Raw genomic sequence first — 16,313 nt, 5'->3', positions numbered from 1 at the left:
GGCGGCAAGTCTAGCGCCCTGCGTCAGGGCGCAGGCCAGTCCTTGATATAGGCCTTGAGCAGCTTGTTTTCCATGTTGCGCTCTTCGAGCACCGCTTTGGCAACGTCATGGAACGAAACGATGCCGACGATGGTATCGCCTTCCATTACCGGCACGTAGCGCGTATGCGTATCGACCATGATTCGGCGCAACTCATCGACGTCCATGTCCGGGTCCGTGGTCGGTGGATCGCGGTCCATGGCTTCGAGGACGAGGATCTCGGCAATGGGCGGGGTCGGCCCGACGCGGCGTTCGGTCTGGCGTTTCGCGAGTATGCTCAGAACCTCGCGGAAGGTCAGCATCCCTGCCAGCTTGCCACCCTCCATGACGATGACGGAGCCGATATCGTTTTCGGACATCATGATCACCGCTTCGGAGAGAGGCGAGTCGGGATGTACGGCGAACAGCGCGGAATCTTTGACCTGCAGAACTTCTTTGACCTCCATGTGACCCCCTAGAGATAGGATAGCTGGCTGATGCGCCAATTGACTTATCTGACCGATTCTATCAGATGTCGATCAACTTCCGAGGACTCGCCGCTTTCTTTTGATCGTCCAGGCTGCGCCCGGGAGTGATGGGGACTCTGGCTGGAGAGCGGTTTTCGGTCCGTCAGAAGGCACAACGCCCGCGAGAGCGGGCGTTGTGCGAGGTGGTTCAGAAGCAGCCGCTCAAGTCTTCAAGGCAACCAGTACCTCATCAAGCATCTTCTTCGCATCGCCGAAGAGCATGCGGTTGTTGTCCTTGTAAAACAGCGGGTTGTCCACCCCGGCGTAGCCGGAGGCCATGCTGCGCTTCATGACGATCGACGTTTTCGCCTTCCAGACTTCGAGTACCGGCATGCCGGCGATAGGGCTGGTCGGGTCATCCTGTGCCGCCGGATTGACGATGTCGTTGGCGCCGATGATCATGGCGACGTCGGTTTGCGGAAAGTCGTCGTTGAGTTCGTCCATTTCAAACACGATATCGTAGGGCACCTTGGCCTCGGCGAGCAGGACGTTCATGTGCCCGGGCATGCGGCCCGCCACGGGATGGATGCCGAAGCGAACGTTGACACCCTTTTCGCGCAGCAGGCGCGTGATCTCGTAGACCGTGTGTTGCGCCTGCGCCACCGCCATGCCATAACCCGGGACGATGATCACATTCTTGGCCTCGCGCAGCAACTCGCAAGTCTCAGGGGCGCTGATCGGAACGACCTCACCGGCCGGTTGCGCTCCACCGGCCGCCGGCGCGGGAGTTCCTCCGGTAGTCCCGAAGCCGCCGGCGATGACGCTGATGAAGTGGCGATTCATCGCCGCACACATGATGTACGAAAGGATCGCGCCGCTCGATCCGACCAGCGCGCCAGTGACGATCAGCAGGTCGTTGGAGAGCATGAAGCCGGTCGCCGCCGCTGCCCAGCCCGAGTAGCTGTTCAGCATCGAGACCACCACCGGCATGTCGGCGCCGCCGATCGCCATGACCATGTGGATGCCGAAGAGCAGGGCGACGACGGTCATCACGACCAGCGGGGTCATGCCGTCGCTGATTGAGCCGGCGTGCAGGAATTCGCGTCCGAAGTAGATGACGATCAGCAATCCGGCAAGGTTGATCCAGTGGCGTGCGGGGAGCAGCATCGGGTTGCCCGAGATCTTGCCGGACAGCTTGCCGAAGGCGATGACCGAGCCGGAAAAAGTGACTGCACCGATCAGGATGCCCACATAAACCTCGACCTCGTGGATTGCCTTTTCGGCGCCGGTCATGCCGGCGGACGTGACCGGGTCGATGTAGTTCGCAAAACCGACCAGCATCGCCGCAAGGCCGACCATGCTGTGCATCAGCGCGACCAGTTCGGGCATTTGAGTCATCTGAACGGTGCGGGCGGCGTAGATGCCGATCGTCGCACCAACAGCCATCGCGCCGATCAGCCACGCATAACCGGCGCTGCCGACACGCGGACCGAAGACCGTCGCCAGAACGGCGATGGTCATGCCGATGATCCCGTAGAGGTTGCCGCGGCGCGAGGTCTCCTGATTGCTGAGTCCGCCGAGGCAGAGAATGAAAAGAATCGTTGCTCCGAGATAGGAGACGGTTGCCAAGCTTTCAGACATGTTCATCAACTCCTATTTGCGGAACATTGCCAGCATGCGCTGGGTTACGGCGAAACCACCGAACATGTTGATCGTCGCCAGCACGATGGCACCGATTGCCAGCCAGCGAATCCAGTCTTCCGGACGATTCAGCCCAGCCTCGATCGGCGGTGCGATCTGTACCAACGCGCCGATGGCAATGATGCTGCTGATGGCATTGGTGACGCTCATCAGCGGCGTATGCAGCGCCGGCTTGACGTTCCAGACGACCATGTAGCCGACAAAGCAGGCCAGGACGAAGACGGTGAAGTGGCCCAGGAACGCGGGCGGCGCACTCGCACCGATAAACCAGAAGAGAACTGCCGCCGCCGCAAACATGACGGCCACACCGGCTCCCGAAGCGGGTTCGCTGGCCTTGCCGTGACCGTGCGATTTCTTCGCGGCAACCACCGGCTGGGCCGCCGCCGGTGGCGCAACTGGCGCTGCCGACTGCTTTGGCGCCGGGGGCGGCCAAGTGATACTGCCCTCCTGGATCACTGTCAGGCCGCGGATGGCTTCGTCTTCCATGTTGACATCGATGATGCCGTCCTTGGTCTTGCAGAGTTCCTCGGCGAGGCGGAACAGGTTGGTGCTGTACAGCGTCGACGACTGCCGCGCCAAGCGGCTGACCAAGTCGGTGTAGCCGATGATGGTGACGTCGTGCTTCACCACCGCTTGGCCAGGCTCGGTCAGTTCGCAGTTGCCGCCTTGTTCGGCGGCCATGTCGACGATCACGCTGCCCGCTTTCATCGAGCGCACCATCTCGGCGGTGATCAGCTTGGGCGCCGGCTTGCCAGGAATCAGCGCGGTGGTGATGATGACGTCCACCTCCCGGGCCTGCTTGGCGTACATGTCGCGCTGAGCTTTCTGGAAGCCCTCGCTCATCACCTTCGCGTAACCGCCGCCGCCGGAACCTTCTTCGTCGTAATCGACCTTGACGAACTCCCCGCCCAGCGACGCGACCTGATCGGCCACTTCGGCACGCGTGTCGTTGGCGCGAACGATGGCGCCGAGGTTGGCGGCAGTGCCAATCGCCGCCAGGCCGGCGACGCCAGCACCGGCAACGAAGACCTTGGCCGGCGGAACCTTGCCGGCCGCCGTGATCTGGCCGTTGAAAAAGCGACCAAAGGCGTTGGCGGCCTCAATGACGGCGCGGTAGCCCGCGACGCCGGCCTGGGAGGTCAGCGCGTCCATCTTCTGGGCGCGCGAGAGCGTGCGGGGCAGCGAGTCGATGGCCAGCACGGTCACCTTGCGCGCCGCGAGCTGCTGCAGGAGTTCCGGGTTCTGGGCCGGCCAGATGAAGCTGACCAGCGTGCTCCCCTCGCGCATCAGGCCGACTTCTGCCACTGACGGCGCACGTACCTTGAAGATGATGTCCGACGACGACCAGAGGCTGGTCGCTCCTTCGGCGATTGCGGCGCCCGCGGCCTGGTACGCGTCGTCCGAGATATTCGCGGCATCGCCGGCGCCGGATTCCACCAGCACGGCGAAGCCCAGCTTGATCAGTTTCTCCACGACCTCGGGTACGGTCGCCACCCGTTTTTCCTCTGCGGCGGTCTCTCTTGGAACTCCGATTGTTAGCGGCATTCAGTCCTCCATCATTCGTTTTCTAAGTCCTGGTGTTCAAAAAAGACCGGTTCCCGAAGCGCGGAACCGGCCTCCCCAAAAAGTGTCAAATTCCGGTCGTCAGCCCTGAAGATTTTCCCGGGATGCGCCTCTGGGTCCAACGAAAGAAGCGGCCTCCCTTCGTTTCGGCCCGCCCCTACGCTCAGCGACCTCTCCATCAGCTTACCACAAGCCTAAAGCAGACTTTACCATGGCGTTCAGGACAAGAAAAACGCGCTCGCCGTAACTCCAGGCGGTGGCGGTCACTCGGTGACCAGGCCCTCTCACACTCCCAGGCAAGTCCTGTTTGTAAGAACCAGCTCGAGGCCGGGACCCGCGGCGGATCCACAGCGACTCTTGTGACGCTATAGGCACGGAGCTTGCTTGTGATGTCAAGATTCTTGGGGGATCGGCTGTGTCGAGGCGTGGCGAAGCTTTCGCTGCCTCCTTTCGGTGCTGGAGAGCGTGTCCGGCGCACCCGCTTGGTGCGGCGCAGCATCTTGAACGGCCGGGGCATTCGGCGTATAGTCGCGAGTCCCGCGGAGTGACCTGCCGGCTGCTGTTGTGCCGGGTTTTTGTGGCGTTGCCGACCAGCGGTCGCCGGGCAAACGTCGTGGTTTTATGAGGATTCGAGCGTGATCGATTCGGCTATACCTGAACGGCAGGGGCTTTACGACCCGGCCAACGAGCACGACGCATGCGGCGTCGGTTTTGTAGCGCACATCCGGGGTACGAAGAGTTTCTCGATCATCGAGCAGGGCCTGCTGATCCTGAAGAACCTGGATCACCGGGGTGCCGTCGGTGCGGACCCTCTGATGGGCGACGGTGCCGGCATCCTGATCCAGATTCCCGACGCTTTCTTCCGTGAGGAAATGGCCAAACAGGGCATTCTGCTGCCGCAACCGGGTGACTACGGTGTCGGAATGGTCTTCCTGCCGAAAGAATCCGCTTCGCGTCTTGCCTGTCAGGAAGAGATCGAGCGTGCTGTGCGCTCCGAAGGGCAGGTCGTGCTGGGCTGGCGCGACGTGCCGGTCGACCATGCCCTGCCGATGTCGCCGACGGTACGGGCGCGTGAACCGGTGATCCGGCAGGTCTTCATTGGGCGTGGTGCGGACATCATGGTTACCGACGCCCTGGAGCGCAAGCTGTACGTCATCCGCCGTCGCGCTGCCAATGCCATTCAGGCGCTGGGACTGAAGCACAGCAAGGAGTTCTACCAGCCGTCGATGTCGGCACGCACGATCGTCTACAAGGGACTGCTGCTGGCCAATCAGGTGGGCGAGTACTACCGGGACCTCAAAGATCCCCGCTGCATTTCGGCGATGGCTCTCGTACACCAGCGTTTCTCGACCAACACGTTCCCGACCTGGCAGCTTGCCCACCCGTTCCGGATGATCGCGCACAACGGCGAGATCAACACGCTGCGCGGCAACTACAACTGGATGCGCGCGCGCGAGAAAGGCACCTCGTCACCGCTGCTCGGCGCCGACCTGGAAAGGATCTGGCCGCTGATCTATCCCGGTCAGTCCGATTCCGCGTCATTCGACAACGCCCTCGAACTGCTCGTGATGGGCGGCTATTCGCTTGCGCACGCGATGATGATGCTGATTCCCGAAGCCTGGGAGTCGCACACGCTGATGGACGAGAAGCGGGTTGCCTTCTACAAGTACCATGCGGCGATGATCGAACCCTGGGACGGTCCGGCGGCCGTGGCATTCACCGATGGACGGCAGATTGGCGCCACGCTCGATCGCAATGGCTTGCGTCCGGCCCGCTACCTCGTCACCGACAACGATCTCGTGGTGATGGCTTCCGAGGCTGGTGTCCTGCCGATTCCCGAGGAGCGAATCGTCAAGAAGTGGCGCCTGCAGCCGGGCAAGATGTTTCTCATCGACCTTGACCAGGGACGGATCATCGACGACACGGAACTCAAGGAGACGCTGTCGCGAACCAAGCCCTACCAGGACTGGCTCAGCCGGATCAACATCAAGCTCGACGAACTGCCGGTGCCGAAGAACATCTCGGCGCTTGCCTACTCGGCATCGCTGCTCGACCGGCAACAGGCCTTCGGCTACAGCCAGGAAGATGTCAAGTTCATTCTCGAACCGATGGCCACCTCCGGTGAGGAGGCGACCGGTTCGATGGGCAACGATTCCCCCCTGGCCGTTCTCTCGAACAGGAGCAAGCCGCTGTTCAACTATTTCCGGCAGCTCTTCGCGCAGGTGACGAATCCGCCCATCGACCCCATCCGCGAGCAGTTGGTGATGTCGCTGGTATCCTTCATCGGCCCCAAGCCGAATCTGCTCGGCATCAACGAAATCAACCCGCCTTACCGGCTGGAAGTCGCCCAGCCGGTGCTCGATTGCGACAACATGGCAAAGCTGCGGCGTATCGCGGCCTACACGGGCAACAAGTTCCATTCCGCGGAACTCGATATCTGCTACCCACTGGCCTGGGGCAATGAAGGCGTCGAGGCACGTCTGGCATCGCTGTGTGCCGAGGCCGAGGACCACGTACACAAAGGCTCGAGCATCCTGATCGTCTCCGACCGCAAGATCGATGCCGAGCATGTGGCGATCCCCGCCTTGCTGGCGACCTCTGCCGTGCATCACCACCTGGTCACCAAAGGGCTGCGCACGCGCGTCGGTCTGGTTGTCGAAACCGGTGCGGCGCGTGAGACCCATCATTTCGCCGCCCTGGCAGGTTACGGAGCGGAAGCGGTGCACCCTTATCTGGCACTCGAAACGCTGCGACAGTTGGTCGGTGGCGACGCAGAGAAGGCCGACAAGGCGATCAAGCATTTCATCAAGGGTGTCGGCAAGGGCCTGCTCAAGGTGATGTCCAAGATGGGCATTTCAACCTATATGTCCTACACCGGGGCGCAGATTTTCGAAGCGGTCGGTCTGCAGAAGAAGATGGTCGACAAGTACTTTACCGGCACGTCGACACAGGTCGAAGGCATCGGCGTCTTCGAGGTCATGGAAGAGGCGATCCGCTTGCACAAGCAGGCCTTCGGCAATGACCCGGTGCTCGCCACCATGCTCGACGCAGGCGGTGAATACGCCTATCGGGTGCGCGGCGAAGAGCACATGTGGACGCCGGACGTCATCGCCAAACTGCAGCACTCGACACGCTCCGGCAAGTACGAGACGTACAAGGAGTACGCGAAGCTGATCAACGACCAGTCGACGCGGCACATGACCTTGCGCGGACTCTTCGAGATCAAGGCGTCGGGGCCGGCGGTGCCCCTCGCCGAAGTCGAGCCGGCCAAGGAGATCGTCAAGCGCTTTGCCACCGGTGCCATGTCGCTCGGGTCGATTTCCACCGAGGCGCACAGCACCCTGGCGATCGCGATGAATCGTCTGGGCGGCAAGTCGAATACCGGCGAGGGTGGCGAGGATCCGGCACGCTTCAAGGTGCTGCAGGGTGGCGAGATGGTTTCCGACGTCGTCGGCAAGTCGCGCATCGAGCGCGACTACCAGTTGCAGGCAGGCGACAGCCTGCGCTCGGCGATCAAGCAGGTTGCTTCCGGACGTTTCGGTGTAACCGCCGAGTACCTGGTCAACGCCGACCAGTTGCAGATCAAGATGGCACAGGGCGCCAAGCCCGGCGAAGGCGGCCAACTGCCGGGCCACAAGGTTTCCGAATACATCGGCTTCCTGCGCCACTCGGTGCCGGGCGTTGGCCTGATCTCTCCCCCGCCACACCACGACATCTACTCGATCGAGGACCTGGCGCAGTTGATCCACGACCTGAAGAATGCCAACCCGCAAGCGTCGATCAGCGTCAAGCTGGTGTCGGAGGTCGGTGTCGGTACCGTCGCGGCCGGGGTGACCAAGGCCAAGGCTGACCATCTGGTGATCGCCGGCCACGATGGCGGCACCGGTGCCAGTCCGCAGTCGTCGATCAAGCACGCGGGATCGCCCTGGGAACTGGGTCTTGCCGAGACGCAGCAGACGCTGGTCCTCAACGGTCTGCGCGGACGCGTACGGGTGCAGGTCGATGGGCAGAACAAGACCGGGCGCGACGTCCTGATCGGTGCCTTGCTCGGCGCCGACGAGTTCGGCTTCGCGACGGCGCCGCTGGTCGTCGAGGGCTGCATCATGATGCGCAAGTGCCATCTCAACACCTGCCCGGTGGGTGTGGCCACTCAGGATCCCGTGTTGCGCCGCCGGTTTTCCGGCCAGCCCGAGCACGTCGTCAACTACTTCTTCTTCGTCGCCGAAGAGGTTCGCGAATTGATGGCGCAAATGGGGATTCGCAGCTTCAACGACCTGATCGGCCGCTGCGATCTGCTCGACATGCAGAAGGGCATCACCCATTGGAAAGCCCAGGGACTCGACTACAGCCGTATCTTCCAGCGCCCGGAGAACAGGGCGGGGACACCGGAATATCAATGCGAACACCAGGACCATGGTCTTGGCAAGGCGCTCGACATCAAGCTGATCGAACTGGCCGAACCGGCCCTCGCGAGGGGTGAACAGGTCAGTCTCGAACTGCCGGTGCGCAACATCAACCGCACGGTCGGGGCCATGCTGTCGGGCAAGGTCGCCGAGCGCTACGGGCACGCCGGCTTGCCGGACGGCACCATCGACATTCGTCTCAAAGGTACCGCCGGGCAGAGCTTCGGCGCCTTTCTCGCGCGTGGCGTGACCCTGGACCTGACTGGCGAGGCCAACGACTACGTCGGCAAGGGGCTGTCAGGTGGGCGGATCATTGTCCGCCCGAGTCCGGGCTTTCGTGGCGACACGCCGAGCAACATCATCGTCGGCAATACCGTGCTCTATGGTGCGACCGAAGGAGAAAGCTTCTTCGCCGGTGTCGCGGGCGAACGCTTTGCCGTTCGCAACTCCGGCGCCACGGCGGTCGTCGAAGGCGTCGGCGATCATGGTTGCGAGTACATGACGGGCGGGACGGTCGTCGTCCTCGGCATGACTGGCCGTAACTTTGCGGCCGGAATGTCCGGTGGCGTCGCCTATGTGCTCGATGAAGAGCGCAGCTTCGCCTCGCGCTGCAACATGGCGCAGGTCTCGCTGGAGCCGGTTGAGGAAGAGTTCGCCGCGCGCCAGGGCAGCGATGCCGGTGATGACCTGGAGGGCCATGGCAAGGTGGATGTGCGTCATCTCGGAGTAATCGACGAGGTTCTGCTCAAGGGGCTGATCGACAAGCACTACCGCTTTACTGGCAGCCGACAGGCCCAGCGCTTGCTGAACGACTGGGAGAGGTATCGCGGGCGCTTCGTGAAGATAATGCCGCATGAGTACCGGCGGGTGCTTACGGAACTGGCGGCGCAAAAGCAACTGGAGGCAGCGTAAGCATGGGCAAGCCAACCGGATTCATCGAGTATCGACGTCTGGCGGAGGCCTCCGAGCCCGCCGGATCGCGTCTGAAGCACTACCGCGAGTTCGTCAAGGTTCTCACTGACGAGCAGGCCAGCGTCCAGGGCGCACGCTGCATGGACTGTGGTATCCCGTTCTGTAATACGGGCTGCCCGGTCAACAACATCATTCCCGACTGGAACGACCTGGTCTACCGGGGAAATTGGGAGCAGGCTCTGGCGGTTCTGCACTCGACCAACAATTTCCCGGATTTTACCGGCCGGATCTGTCCGGCGCCGTGCGAAGCCGCCTGCACGCTCAACATCAACACCGAGCCGGTCGGCATCAAGTCGATCGAGCATGCGATCGTCGATAAAGGCTGGGAGCAAGGCTGGATCGTGCCGCAGCCGCCGCAGGTCAAGACCGGCAAGCGCGTCGCCGTCGTCGGCTCCGGCCCGGCCGGTCTGGCCGCGGCGCAGCAACTCGCGCGCGTCGGACATGATGTCGTGGTCTTCGAAAAGAGCGATCGTGTGGGTGGCCTGTTGCGCTATGGCATTCCGGATTTCAAGCTGGAGAAGTCGCACATCGATCGCCGCATCCAGCAGATGGAAGCCGAAGGCGTCGAGTTCCGGGTCAATCAGGAAGTTGGAGGCAACGGCAGCCACGGCGTTTCCGCCGAGCGCCTGCTGGGCGAATTCGATGCGCTCATTCTGGCTGGTGGCGCCGAGGCGCCGCGCGACTTGACCATCCCGGGCCGGGACCTGGACGGCGTCCTCTTCGCGATGGACTTTCTACCGCAGCAAAACAAGGTCAATGCCGGTGATAGCCTGCCCGGGCAGACTGTGGCGACGGGCAAGCGGGTGGTGGTCATTGGCGGTGGCGATACCGGTTCCGACTGTGTCGGCACCAGCAACCGGCATGGCGCCATCTCCGTAACCCAGTTCGAGTTGATGCCGCAGCCGCCGGAGCAGGAGAACAAGAGTCTCACCTGGCCTTACTGGCCACTTAAGTTGCGCACCTCGTCGTCGCACGAAGAGGGTTGCGCTCGCGATTTTGCCGTCTCGACCAAGGAGTTCATTGGCGAGAACGGCAAGCTGAAAGCGCTGAAGGTCGCTCGTCTCGACTGGGCGAACGGTCAGATGAACGAAGTTCCGGGTGGCGACTTCGAGATCGCGGCCGACCTCGTGCTGCTCGCCATGGGCTTCGTTTCACCGGTCAAGCAAGGGCTCCTGGAACAGTTGGCGGTTGCCCTCGACGCGCGCGGCAACGTCAGCGCGACGACTGACGGCGCCGGTTGCTACGCCACCAGTGTGCCCAAAGTTTTTACCGCCGGCGACATGCGGCGTGGCCAGTCGCTCGTCGTCTGGGCGATTCGCGAAGGCCGTCAATGCGCCCGCGAGGTGGACGTGTTCCTGATGGGGAGTTCCGATCTGCCGCGCTGAACGTTCATGAAACGCGCCTCGGCGCGTTTCATGACGCTACCCTGGCCGACCGGGGCTGGGGTCCGGCCTGCCCCGATGGGCTTTTGCCACGATGTTGGTGCGGGTGCTTGCGGGTCGCCCCGGCCCTGGGCTTGCTTGCGGCGTAGAGGCGACAGCCTCGCCAAGTGTCACGTCGGCCGGCATTTCCCAGGAGGGCAGCCAGTGTCGGCAGGACGCTCTGTCAAGCGTGACATTCTTGTGAGTTTCCGCGGCCGAACCTGCAATAATACGGCTTAGTGAAGGTGGCCGGTGGCGCGGCAAGGCGGAGTCAAACCAGCCTCGGATAGCGCCGGTGCCGGCGTATGTCGCGGGCGCCTCCTTCCGCCAGCAGGGACCAAGCTTACCGTCTGACTGAGTCTTAGCCATGAATATCGTGATTCTCGCTGCCGGGCAAGGCAAGCGAATGCATTCGAACCTGCCGAAGGTGCTGCATCCGCTGGCCGGCAAGGCGCTCGTCGCGCACGTCATTGATACCGCACGTAGCCTCGCTCCGCAGACGATCTGTCTCGTCTATGGACACGGTGGGGACGTCATGCGCGCCACCATCGATGCGCCGGACCTGGTCTGGGCGCTGCAGGAACCGCAACTGGGGACCGGCCATGCCGCCCGGCAGGCGCTGCCACATCTCGCGACCGAGGGGCTGACCTTGGTGCTCTACGGCGACGTACCGCTGATTCAGGCGGATACACTCAAGCGCCTGCTGCATGCGGCGCGAGATGCCCTGGCCATTCTCACCGTCGACCTCGCCCAACCAGGTGGCTACGGCCGTATCGTGCGCAGCGCGGCCGGCGAGGTGCTGCGCATTGTCGAAGAGAAGGATGCGACCCCCGCCGAGAAGGCGATCCACGAGGTCAATACGGGCATCATCGCGTTGCCGACCGTTCGTCTGGCGGAGTGGCTGGCTAGCCTGTCGAACGACAACGCCCAGCAGGAGTACTACCTCACCGACATCGTCGGCATGGCGGTCGCGGCCGGCGTGCCGATCCGGACCGCGCAGGCACACTCTGAATGGGAAGTCCTTGGCGTCAATAGCAAGGTGCATCTGGCGCAACTCGAACGCGTTGCGCAGCGGCGGATCGCCGATCATCTGCTGGAACAGGGGGTACGCCTGGCCGACCCGGCGCGCATCGACGTGCGGGGCGAACTCGTCTGCGGTCGCGACGTGTTCATCGACGTGAACTGTGTCTTCGAGGGCAAGGTCGTTCTCGAAGAGGCCGTCGAAATCGGTCCGGCCTGCGTTCTCAAGAACGCCCGCATCGGTGCCGGATCGCGTCTTGCTGCCTTCTCCCACATTGAAGATGCGGTCGTCGGGCCGGACGGCGTGATCGGACCCTTCGCCCGGCTGCGGCCCGGGACGGAACTGGCCGCCGGCGTGCACGTCGGCAATTTCGTCGAACTCAAGAACAGCAAGTTTGCCGCGCAGTCGAAAGCCAATCACCTTGCCTATATCGGCGATGCGATCGTCGGCAGCCGTGTGAACATCGGTGCCGGAACCATCACCTGCAACTACGACGGGGCCAACAAGTCTAAGACCGTCATCGAAGACGACGCCTTCATCGGTTCCGACACGCAACTGGTTGCGCCCGTCACCGTAGGGCGCGGTGCCACTCTCGGCGCCGGTACGACGCTGACCAGGGACGCGCCACCCGACACGCTGACCCTCTCGCGGGCCAGGCAAGTGTCGATCGCCGGCTGGAAGCGGCCGCAAAAAGTCAAGAAATAACATAAACCCCATCCCCGGCCGGAAACGGCCACAGAAGAAGTGATCTGACCATGTGTGGCATCGTTGCCGCGGTCGCCGACCGCAATATCGTTCCCGTTCTCCTCGAAGGCCTGCGCAAGCTCGAATACCGCGGCTATGATTCCGCCGGTCTCGCGCTCATCAATGGCGCGGGCCTGCAGCGCCTACGTTCCGTTGGCCGCGTTGCCGAGCTGACGGCGCAGGTCGACGAATCACCGCAGGCGGCGGGCAACAGCGGCATCGCGCATACACGCTGGGCGACGCATGGCGTGCCCTGCGAGCGCAATGCCCACCCGCACATCTCCCAGGGACTGGCGGTGGTGCACAACGGCATCATCGAGAATCACGAGTCGCTGCGCGGGCGCCTCCAGGCGCTGGGTTACCACTTCACTTCGGATACCGACACCGAGGTCGTCGCCCACCTGATCGCCCATGAACTCAAGTCCACGCCCGACTTCCTGACCGCCGTGCGTCAGGCGGTCGCCCAACTGCAGGGCGCCTATGCCATTGCCGTGCTTCGCGAAGCCGATCCGACGCGCGTGGTCGTGGCGCGTGAAGGCGCGCCCCTGCTGCTCGGGGTGACCGAAGACGGGTGCTACGCCGCCTCCGACGCGTCCGCCTTGCTGCAGGTGACGCGGCGAATGGTCTATCTCGAGAACGGCGATTGTGCCGAGCTGAAGCGCGACGGCTATCGCATTACCCGGGTTGACGGAATGCCGGTCGAGCGTGCCGAGACCGAGTCGCAGTTGACGGCCGACGCTGTCGAATTGGGCCACTACCGCCACTACATGCAGAAAGAGATCTTCGAGCAGCCGGTGGCCCTGGCCAACACGCTCGAGATGCTTGGCGCTGCCCGCAGCATCCAGCCCGGCGTGTTCGGCGCAGAAAGCGAGGCGACGCTCAGGGAGGTTCGGCAAGTCCTGATCATCGCCTGCGGAACCAGTTACCACGCGGGCCTGGTCGCCCGCTACTGGCTCGAATCGCTTGCCGGAATCCCGTGCTCGGTCGAGGTGGCCAGCGAATATCGCTATCGTGATTCGGTGCCCGACCCGCAGACACTGGTAGTGACGATTTCCCAGTCTGGCGAAACAGCCGACACGCTCGCCGCACTGCAGCATGCCAAGTCTCTCGGCATGACGCGGACGCTGTGTATCTGCAACGTTCCCGAGTCGTCGCTGGTGCGCGAGAACGCCCTGCGCTTCATTACCCGCGCCGGGCCGGAAATCGGCGTCGCGTCGACCAAGGCCTTCACCACGCAACTCGCCGCGCTGTATCTGCTGACCCTGGTTCTCGCCAAGGTGCGTGGTCGTCTCGACGAGGAGGCCGAGGCGGCCGAACTGCATGCCGTGCGTCACCTGCCGCTGGCCGTGGCCAAGATCCTCGAACTCGAACCCGAGATCCGCGAATGGGCCGGACAGTTCTCGATGAAGCAGCACGCGCTCTTCCTCGGGCGTGGCCGTCATTACCCGATCGCCATGGAAGGCGCGCTGAAGCTCAAGGAGATCTCCTACATCCACGCCGAGGCCTATCCGGCCGGCGAGCTGAAGCACGGACCCCTGGCCCTCGTCGACCGGGAGATGCCGGTGATCGCCGTGGCTCCCAACGACGCACTGATCGAGAAGCTCAAGTCCAATCTGCAGGAAGTGCGCGCGCGCGGCGGCGAACTGTACGTCTTTGCCGACGCCGACAGCGAGATGAAGGAATCGGACGGCATTCACGTGCTGCATCTGCCGGAGCACTACGGCGCGCTGTCCGCCTTGCTGCATGTCGTGCCCCTGCAACTGCTGGCCTATCATGTCGCCCTGGTGCGCGGGACCGACGTTGACAAGCCTCGCAACCTCGCCAAGTCGGTAACCGTCGAGTAGGGCCACGTCGTCAGGTAGCCCGACGGCCTGACGGCGGCGTCGGCCACGACCCGCTAGGATTCACAACCATCGCCCCGCGCGGACCCCGTCGCCGGGACGCCGTAGAGCGCCGGCCTTTCCTGACCGGGTCGTGACGGGGGATCCGGAGCGCGCATGGACTTTTCCATTTCGGCCGTAACGGCCACCGATATCGAGCCTGTCATCGCGCTCGCACGCCAGGTCTGGCAGCAGACCTACCCGGGAATCATCAGCCAGGCGCAGATCGATTTCATGCTCGAGCAGCGTTACAACCCGCCGCGCCTGCTGCAGGAACTGACGCTAACGCAACTCTGGTGGGACCAGATCAGGGTCGACGGGAAGCTGGCTGGCTTCGCCTCCTGTCTGCTTACCGAAGCTGGCGAAATGAAGCTCGACAAGCTCTATGTCGACCCGCAGAGGCAGCGAATGGGGCTGGGTTCCCGCTTGCTCGAGCATGTCAGCGGCCGCGCGCGCGCTGCCGGCTGCACGACGCTTATTCTGGCCGTGAACAAGCGTAACGAAGGCGCCATCGCCACCTATCGCCGGAACGGCTTCGCCGTCCGCGAGGCCGTCTGCGTCGACATCGGCGGGGGATTCGTCATGGACGACTTTATAATGGCAAAGTCACTGCTTGCACCGTCGCCAGGCGGCAACAAAAAATGAAGATGCCATTCGTCAAGATGCATGGATTGGGCAACGACTTCGTCGTCCTCGATGGCGTTCGCCAGTCCGTCGTGCTGACGGCGCCGCAGTTGCGCCACCTGGCCGACCGCCATTTCGGCATTGGCTGCGACCAGATCCTGCTCGTCGAACCCGCCAGCCAGCCCGGCATCGATTTCCGCTATCGGATTTTCAATGCCGATGGCGGCGAGGTCGAACAGTGTGGCAACGGCGCGCGCTGCTTCGTTCGCTTTGTTCACGAGCAGGGCCTGACCGCCAAACGCGAGATCCGCGTCGAGACAATGGGCGGCGTCATCGGGCCGCGTCTCGAGGATGACGGTACGGTGACTGTCGACATGGGCGTGCCGGTGTTCGCCAGCGCGCAGATCCCCTTCGTGGCGGCGACCGAAGACCTGGTGCAAACCCTGCGCGTCGCCGACGAGGACATAGCGATCACCGCCGTCGGTATGGGCAACCCGCACGCCGTTCAGGTGGTGGCCGACGTCGATCTCGCACCGGTCGAGCGCCAGGGCCCGTTGATTGAGGCGCACCCGCGTTTCCCGCAGCGCGTCAACGCGGGTTTCATGCAGGTCCTCGACCGGCACACCATTCGCCTGCGCGTTTTCGAACGTGGCGCCGGCGAAACGCTGGCCTGCGGCACCGGCGCCTGCGCTGCCGCCGTCGCCGGCATCGCCCGCGGCCTGCTCGATTCACCAGTGCGGGTTGCCACGCGCGGCGGGGAGCTGACCATTGCCTGGAATGGCCATGCCACCCCCGTCCTGATGACCGGCCCCGCCGTCACCGTCTTCAAGGGAGAAATCGAATTATGAAAGCGGAAGAAGTAGCGCATTACCTGCAGAACAACCCGCAGTTTTTCGAACTGCACGCGGACCTGGTCGCCAACATGGTCGTTCCGCATCCGCACAGCGGCCGCACCATCTCGATCACCGAACGGCAGATGCTGGCCTTGCGCGACAAGAACCGGCAGCTTGAAGGCAAGATGGGCGAGTTGCTGCAGTTCGGCGAGGAAAACGACGAAATCAGCCAGAAGATGCACCGACTGGCCGTCGGCATGATTGCCGCGCGGAGCTTCCAGGCCGTGCTGCACACCCTGAACCTGCATCTACGCGACGATTTCGACGTTCCCCACGTCGCCGTTCGCCTGTGGCGTCACCCCGAAGGCAACGACGACCTGCCCGAGTTTGCCGAAGTCAGCCAGGAACTGCAGGCCTTCGCGGAAACCTTGACACTGCCTTACTGCGGGTCGACCAGTGGCTTCGAGACCTCGTCGTGGTTCGGTGAGGCATCGCTGCATGTCCGCTCGCAGGCGCTGATCGCCATGCGCGACGGCGGTGGCACGATCGGCATGATCGCTCTCGGCAGCGAGGATCTCGAGCGCTTCTACACCCAGATGGGAACGATCTACCTCGAACGTCTCGGCGAAATGGCCTCCGCCGCGTTGGCGCGCGTCCTGCGCTGAA

The 16,313-nt window shown here is 63.4% G+C and carries 10 protein-coding genes; 7 read left to right on the top strand and 3 right to left on the bottom strand.

Translation table 11 applies throughout. The features are described from left to right. Positions 1–23: 23 nt before the first annotated feature. The 3 genes from CAP2UW1_RS20780 to CAP2UW1_RS20770 form a co-directional block, all read right to left on the bottom strand. Positions 24–485: a CBS domain-containing protein gene (locus CAP2UW1_RS20780; RefSeq protein WP_015768584.1), complete on the bottom strand. Its 462-nt coding sequence runs from the start codon at positions 483–485 to the stop codon at positions 24–26. Between the two features lie 222 nt (positions 486–707). Continuing rightward, positions 708–2,126: a Re/Si-specific NAD(P)(+) transhydrogenase subunit beta gene (gene pntB, locus CAP2UW1_RS20775; protein ID WP_015768583.1), complete on the bottom strand. Its 1,419-nt coding sequence runs from the start codon at positions 2,124–2,126 to the stop codon at positions 708–710. A gap of 12 nt (positions 2,127–2,138) precedes the next feature. Beyond that, positions 2,139–3,731, bottom strand: coding sequence for a Re/Si-specific NAD(P)(+) transhydrogenase subunit alpha (locus CAP2UW1_RS20770; protein ID WP_015768582.1), 1,593 nt, complete (start codon positions 3,729–3,731; stop codon positions 2,139–2,141). Between the two features lie 653 nt (positions 3,732–4,384). Between CAP2UW1_RS20770 and gltB the strand changes: the two genes are divergently transcribed. The 7 genes from gltB to CAP2UW1_RS20735 all read left to right on the top strand — a co-directional run bounded on the left by gltB (position 4,385) and on the right by CAP2UW1_RS20735 (position 16,312). Beyond that, complete coding sequence (gene gltB, locus CAP2UW1_RS20765) at positions 4,385–9,064, top strand: glutamate synthase large subunit (RefSeq protein ID WP_015768581.1); 4,680 nt, start codon at positions 4,385–4,387, stop codon at positions 9,062–9,064. 2 nt (positions 9,065–9,066) lie between these two features. Further along, entirely contained in the window at positions 9,067–10,509 is a 1,443-nt protein-coding gene (locus CAP2UW1_RS20760; protein ID WP_015768580.1) for a glutamate synthase subunit beta, read from the top strand. A gap of 403 nt (positions 10,510–10,912) precedes the next feature. Next, complete coding sequence (gene glmU, locus CAP2UW1_RS20755) at positions 10,913–12,271, top strand: bifunctional UDP-N-acetylglucosamine diphosphorylase/glucosamine-1-phosphate N-acetyltransferase GlmU (protein ID WP_015768579.1); 1,359 nt, start codon at positions 10,913–10,915, stop codon at positions 12,269–12,271. Positions 12,272–12,321: 50 nt separating this feature from the next. Further along, positions 12,322–14,154, top strand: coding sequence for a glutamine--fructose-6-phosphate transaminase (isomerizing) (glmS, locus tag CAP2UW1_RS20750; protein ID WP_015768578.1), 1,833 nt, complete (start codon positions 12,322–12,324; stop codon positions 14,152–14,154). 153 nt (positions 14,155–14,307) lie between these two features. Beyond that, positions 14,308–14,835, top strand: coding sequence for a GNAT family N-acetyltransferase (locus CAP2UW1_RS20745; RefSeq protein ID WP_015768577.1), 528 nt, complete (start codon positions 14,308–14,310; stop codon positions 14,833–14,835). Continuing rightward, the gene (dapF, locus tag CAP2UW1_RS20740) at positions 14,832–15,662 is read left to right on the top strand and encodes a diaminopimelate epimerase (protein ID WP_015768576.1); all 831 of its coding nucleotides are present in this window, start codon (positions 14,832–14,834) and stop codon (positions 15,660–15,662) included. The genes CAP2UW1_RS20745 and dapF overlap by 4 nt, the downstream gene beginning before the upstream one ends. Continuing rightward, a complete protein-coding gene (locus CAP2UW1_RS20735; protein ID WP_015768575.1) occupies positions 15,659–16,312 on the top strand; it encodes a DUF484 family protein in 654 nt (217 codons plus the stop codon). The genes dapF and CAP2UW1_RS20735 overlap by 4 nt, the downstream gene beginning before the upstream one ends. Position 16,313 lies beyond the last annotated feature (1 nt).

This window comes from Candidatus Accumulibacter phosphatis (assembly GCF_000024165.1).
GTDB lineage: Bacteria > Pseudomonadota > Gammaproteobacteria > Burkholderiales > Rhodocyclaceae > Accumulibacter > Accumulibacter phosphatis.
Note: the sequence above shows the minus strand (reverse complement) of the source record. Positions and strands in the feature narration are given on the sequence as shown.

Bases quoted from the DNA above. Each gene is read 5' to 3' on its own strand.
- CAP2UW1_RS20770 (WP_015768582.1), bottom strand. From the start codon at position 3,731: ATGCCGCTAACAATCGGAGTTCCAAGAGAGACCGCCGCAGAGGAAAAA.
- CAP2UW1_RS20780 (WP_015768584.1), bottom strand. From the start codon at position 485: ATGGAGGTCAAAGAAGTTCTGCAGGTCAAAGATTCCGCGCTGTTCGCC.
- glmU (WP_015768579.1), top strand. From the start codon at position 10,913: ATGAATATCGTGATTCTCGCTGCCGGGCAAGGCAAGCGAATGCATTCG.
- dapF (WP_015768576.1), top strand. From the start codon at position 14,832: ATGAAGATGCCATTCGTCAAGATGCATGGATTGGGCAACGACTTCGTC.
- CAP2UW1_RS20745 (WP_015768577.1), top strand. From the start codon at position 14,308: ATGGACTTTTCCATTTCGGCCGTAACGGCCACCGATATCGAGCCTGTC.
- pntB (WP_015768583.1), bottom strand. From the start codon at position 2,126: ATGTCTGAAAGCTTGGCAACCGTCTCCTATCTCGGAGCAACGATTCTT.
- glmS (WP_015768578.1), top strand. From the start codon at position 12,322: ATGTGTGGCATCGTTGCCGCGGTCGCCGACCGCAATATCGTTCCCGTT.
- CAP2UW1_RS20760 (WP_015768580.1), top strand. From the start codon at position 9,067: ATGGGCAAGCCAACCGGATTCATCGAGTATCGACGTCTGGCGGAGGCC.
- CAP2UW1_RS20735 (WP_015768575.1), top strand. From the start codon at position 15,659: ATGAAAGCGGAAGAAGTAGCGCATTACCTGCAGAACAACCCGCAGTTT.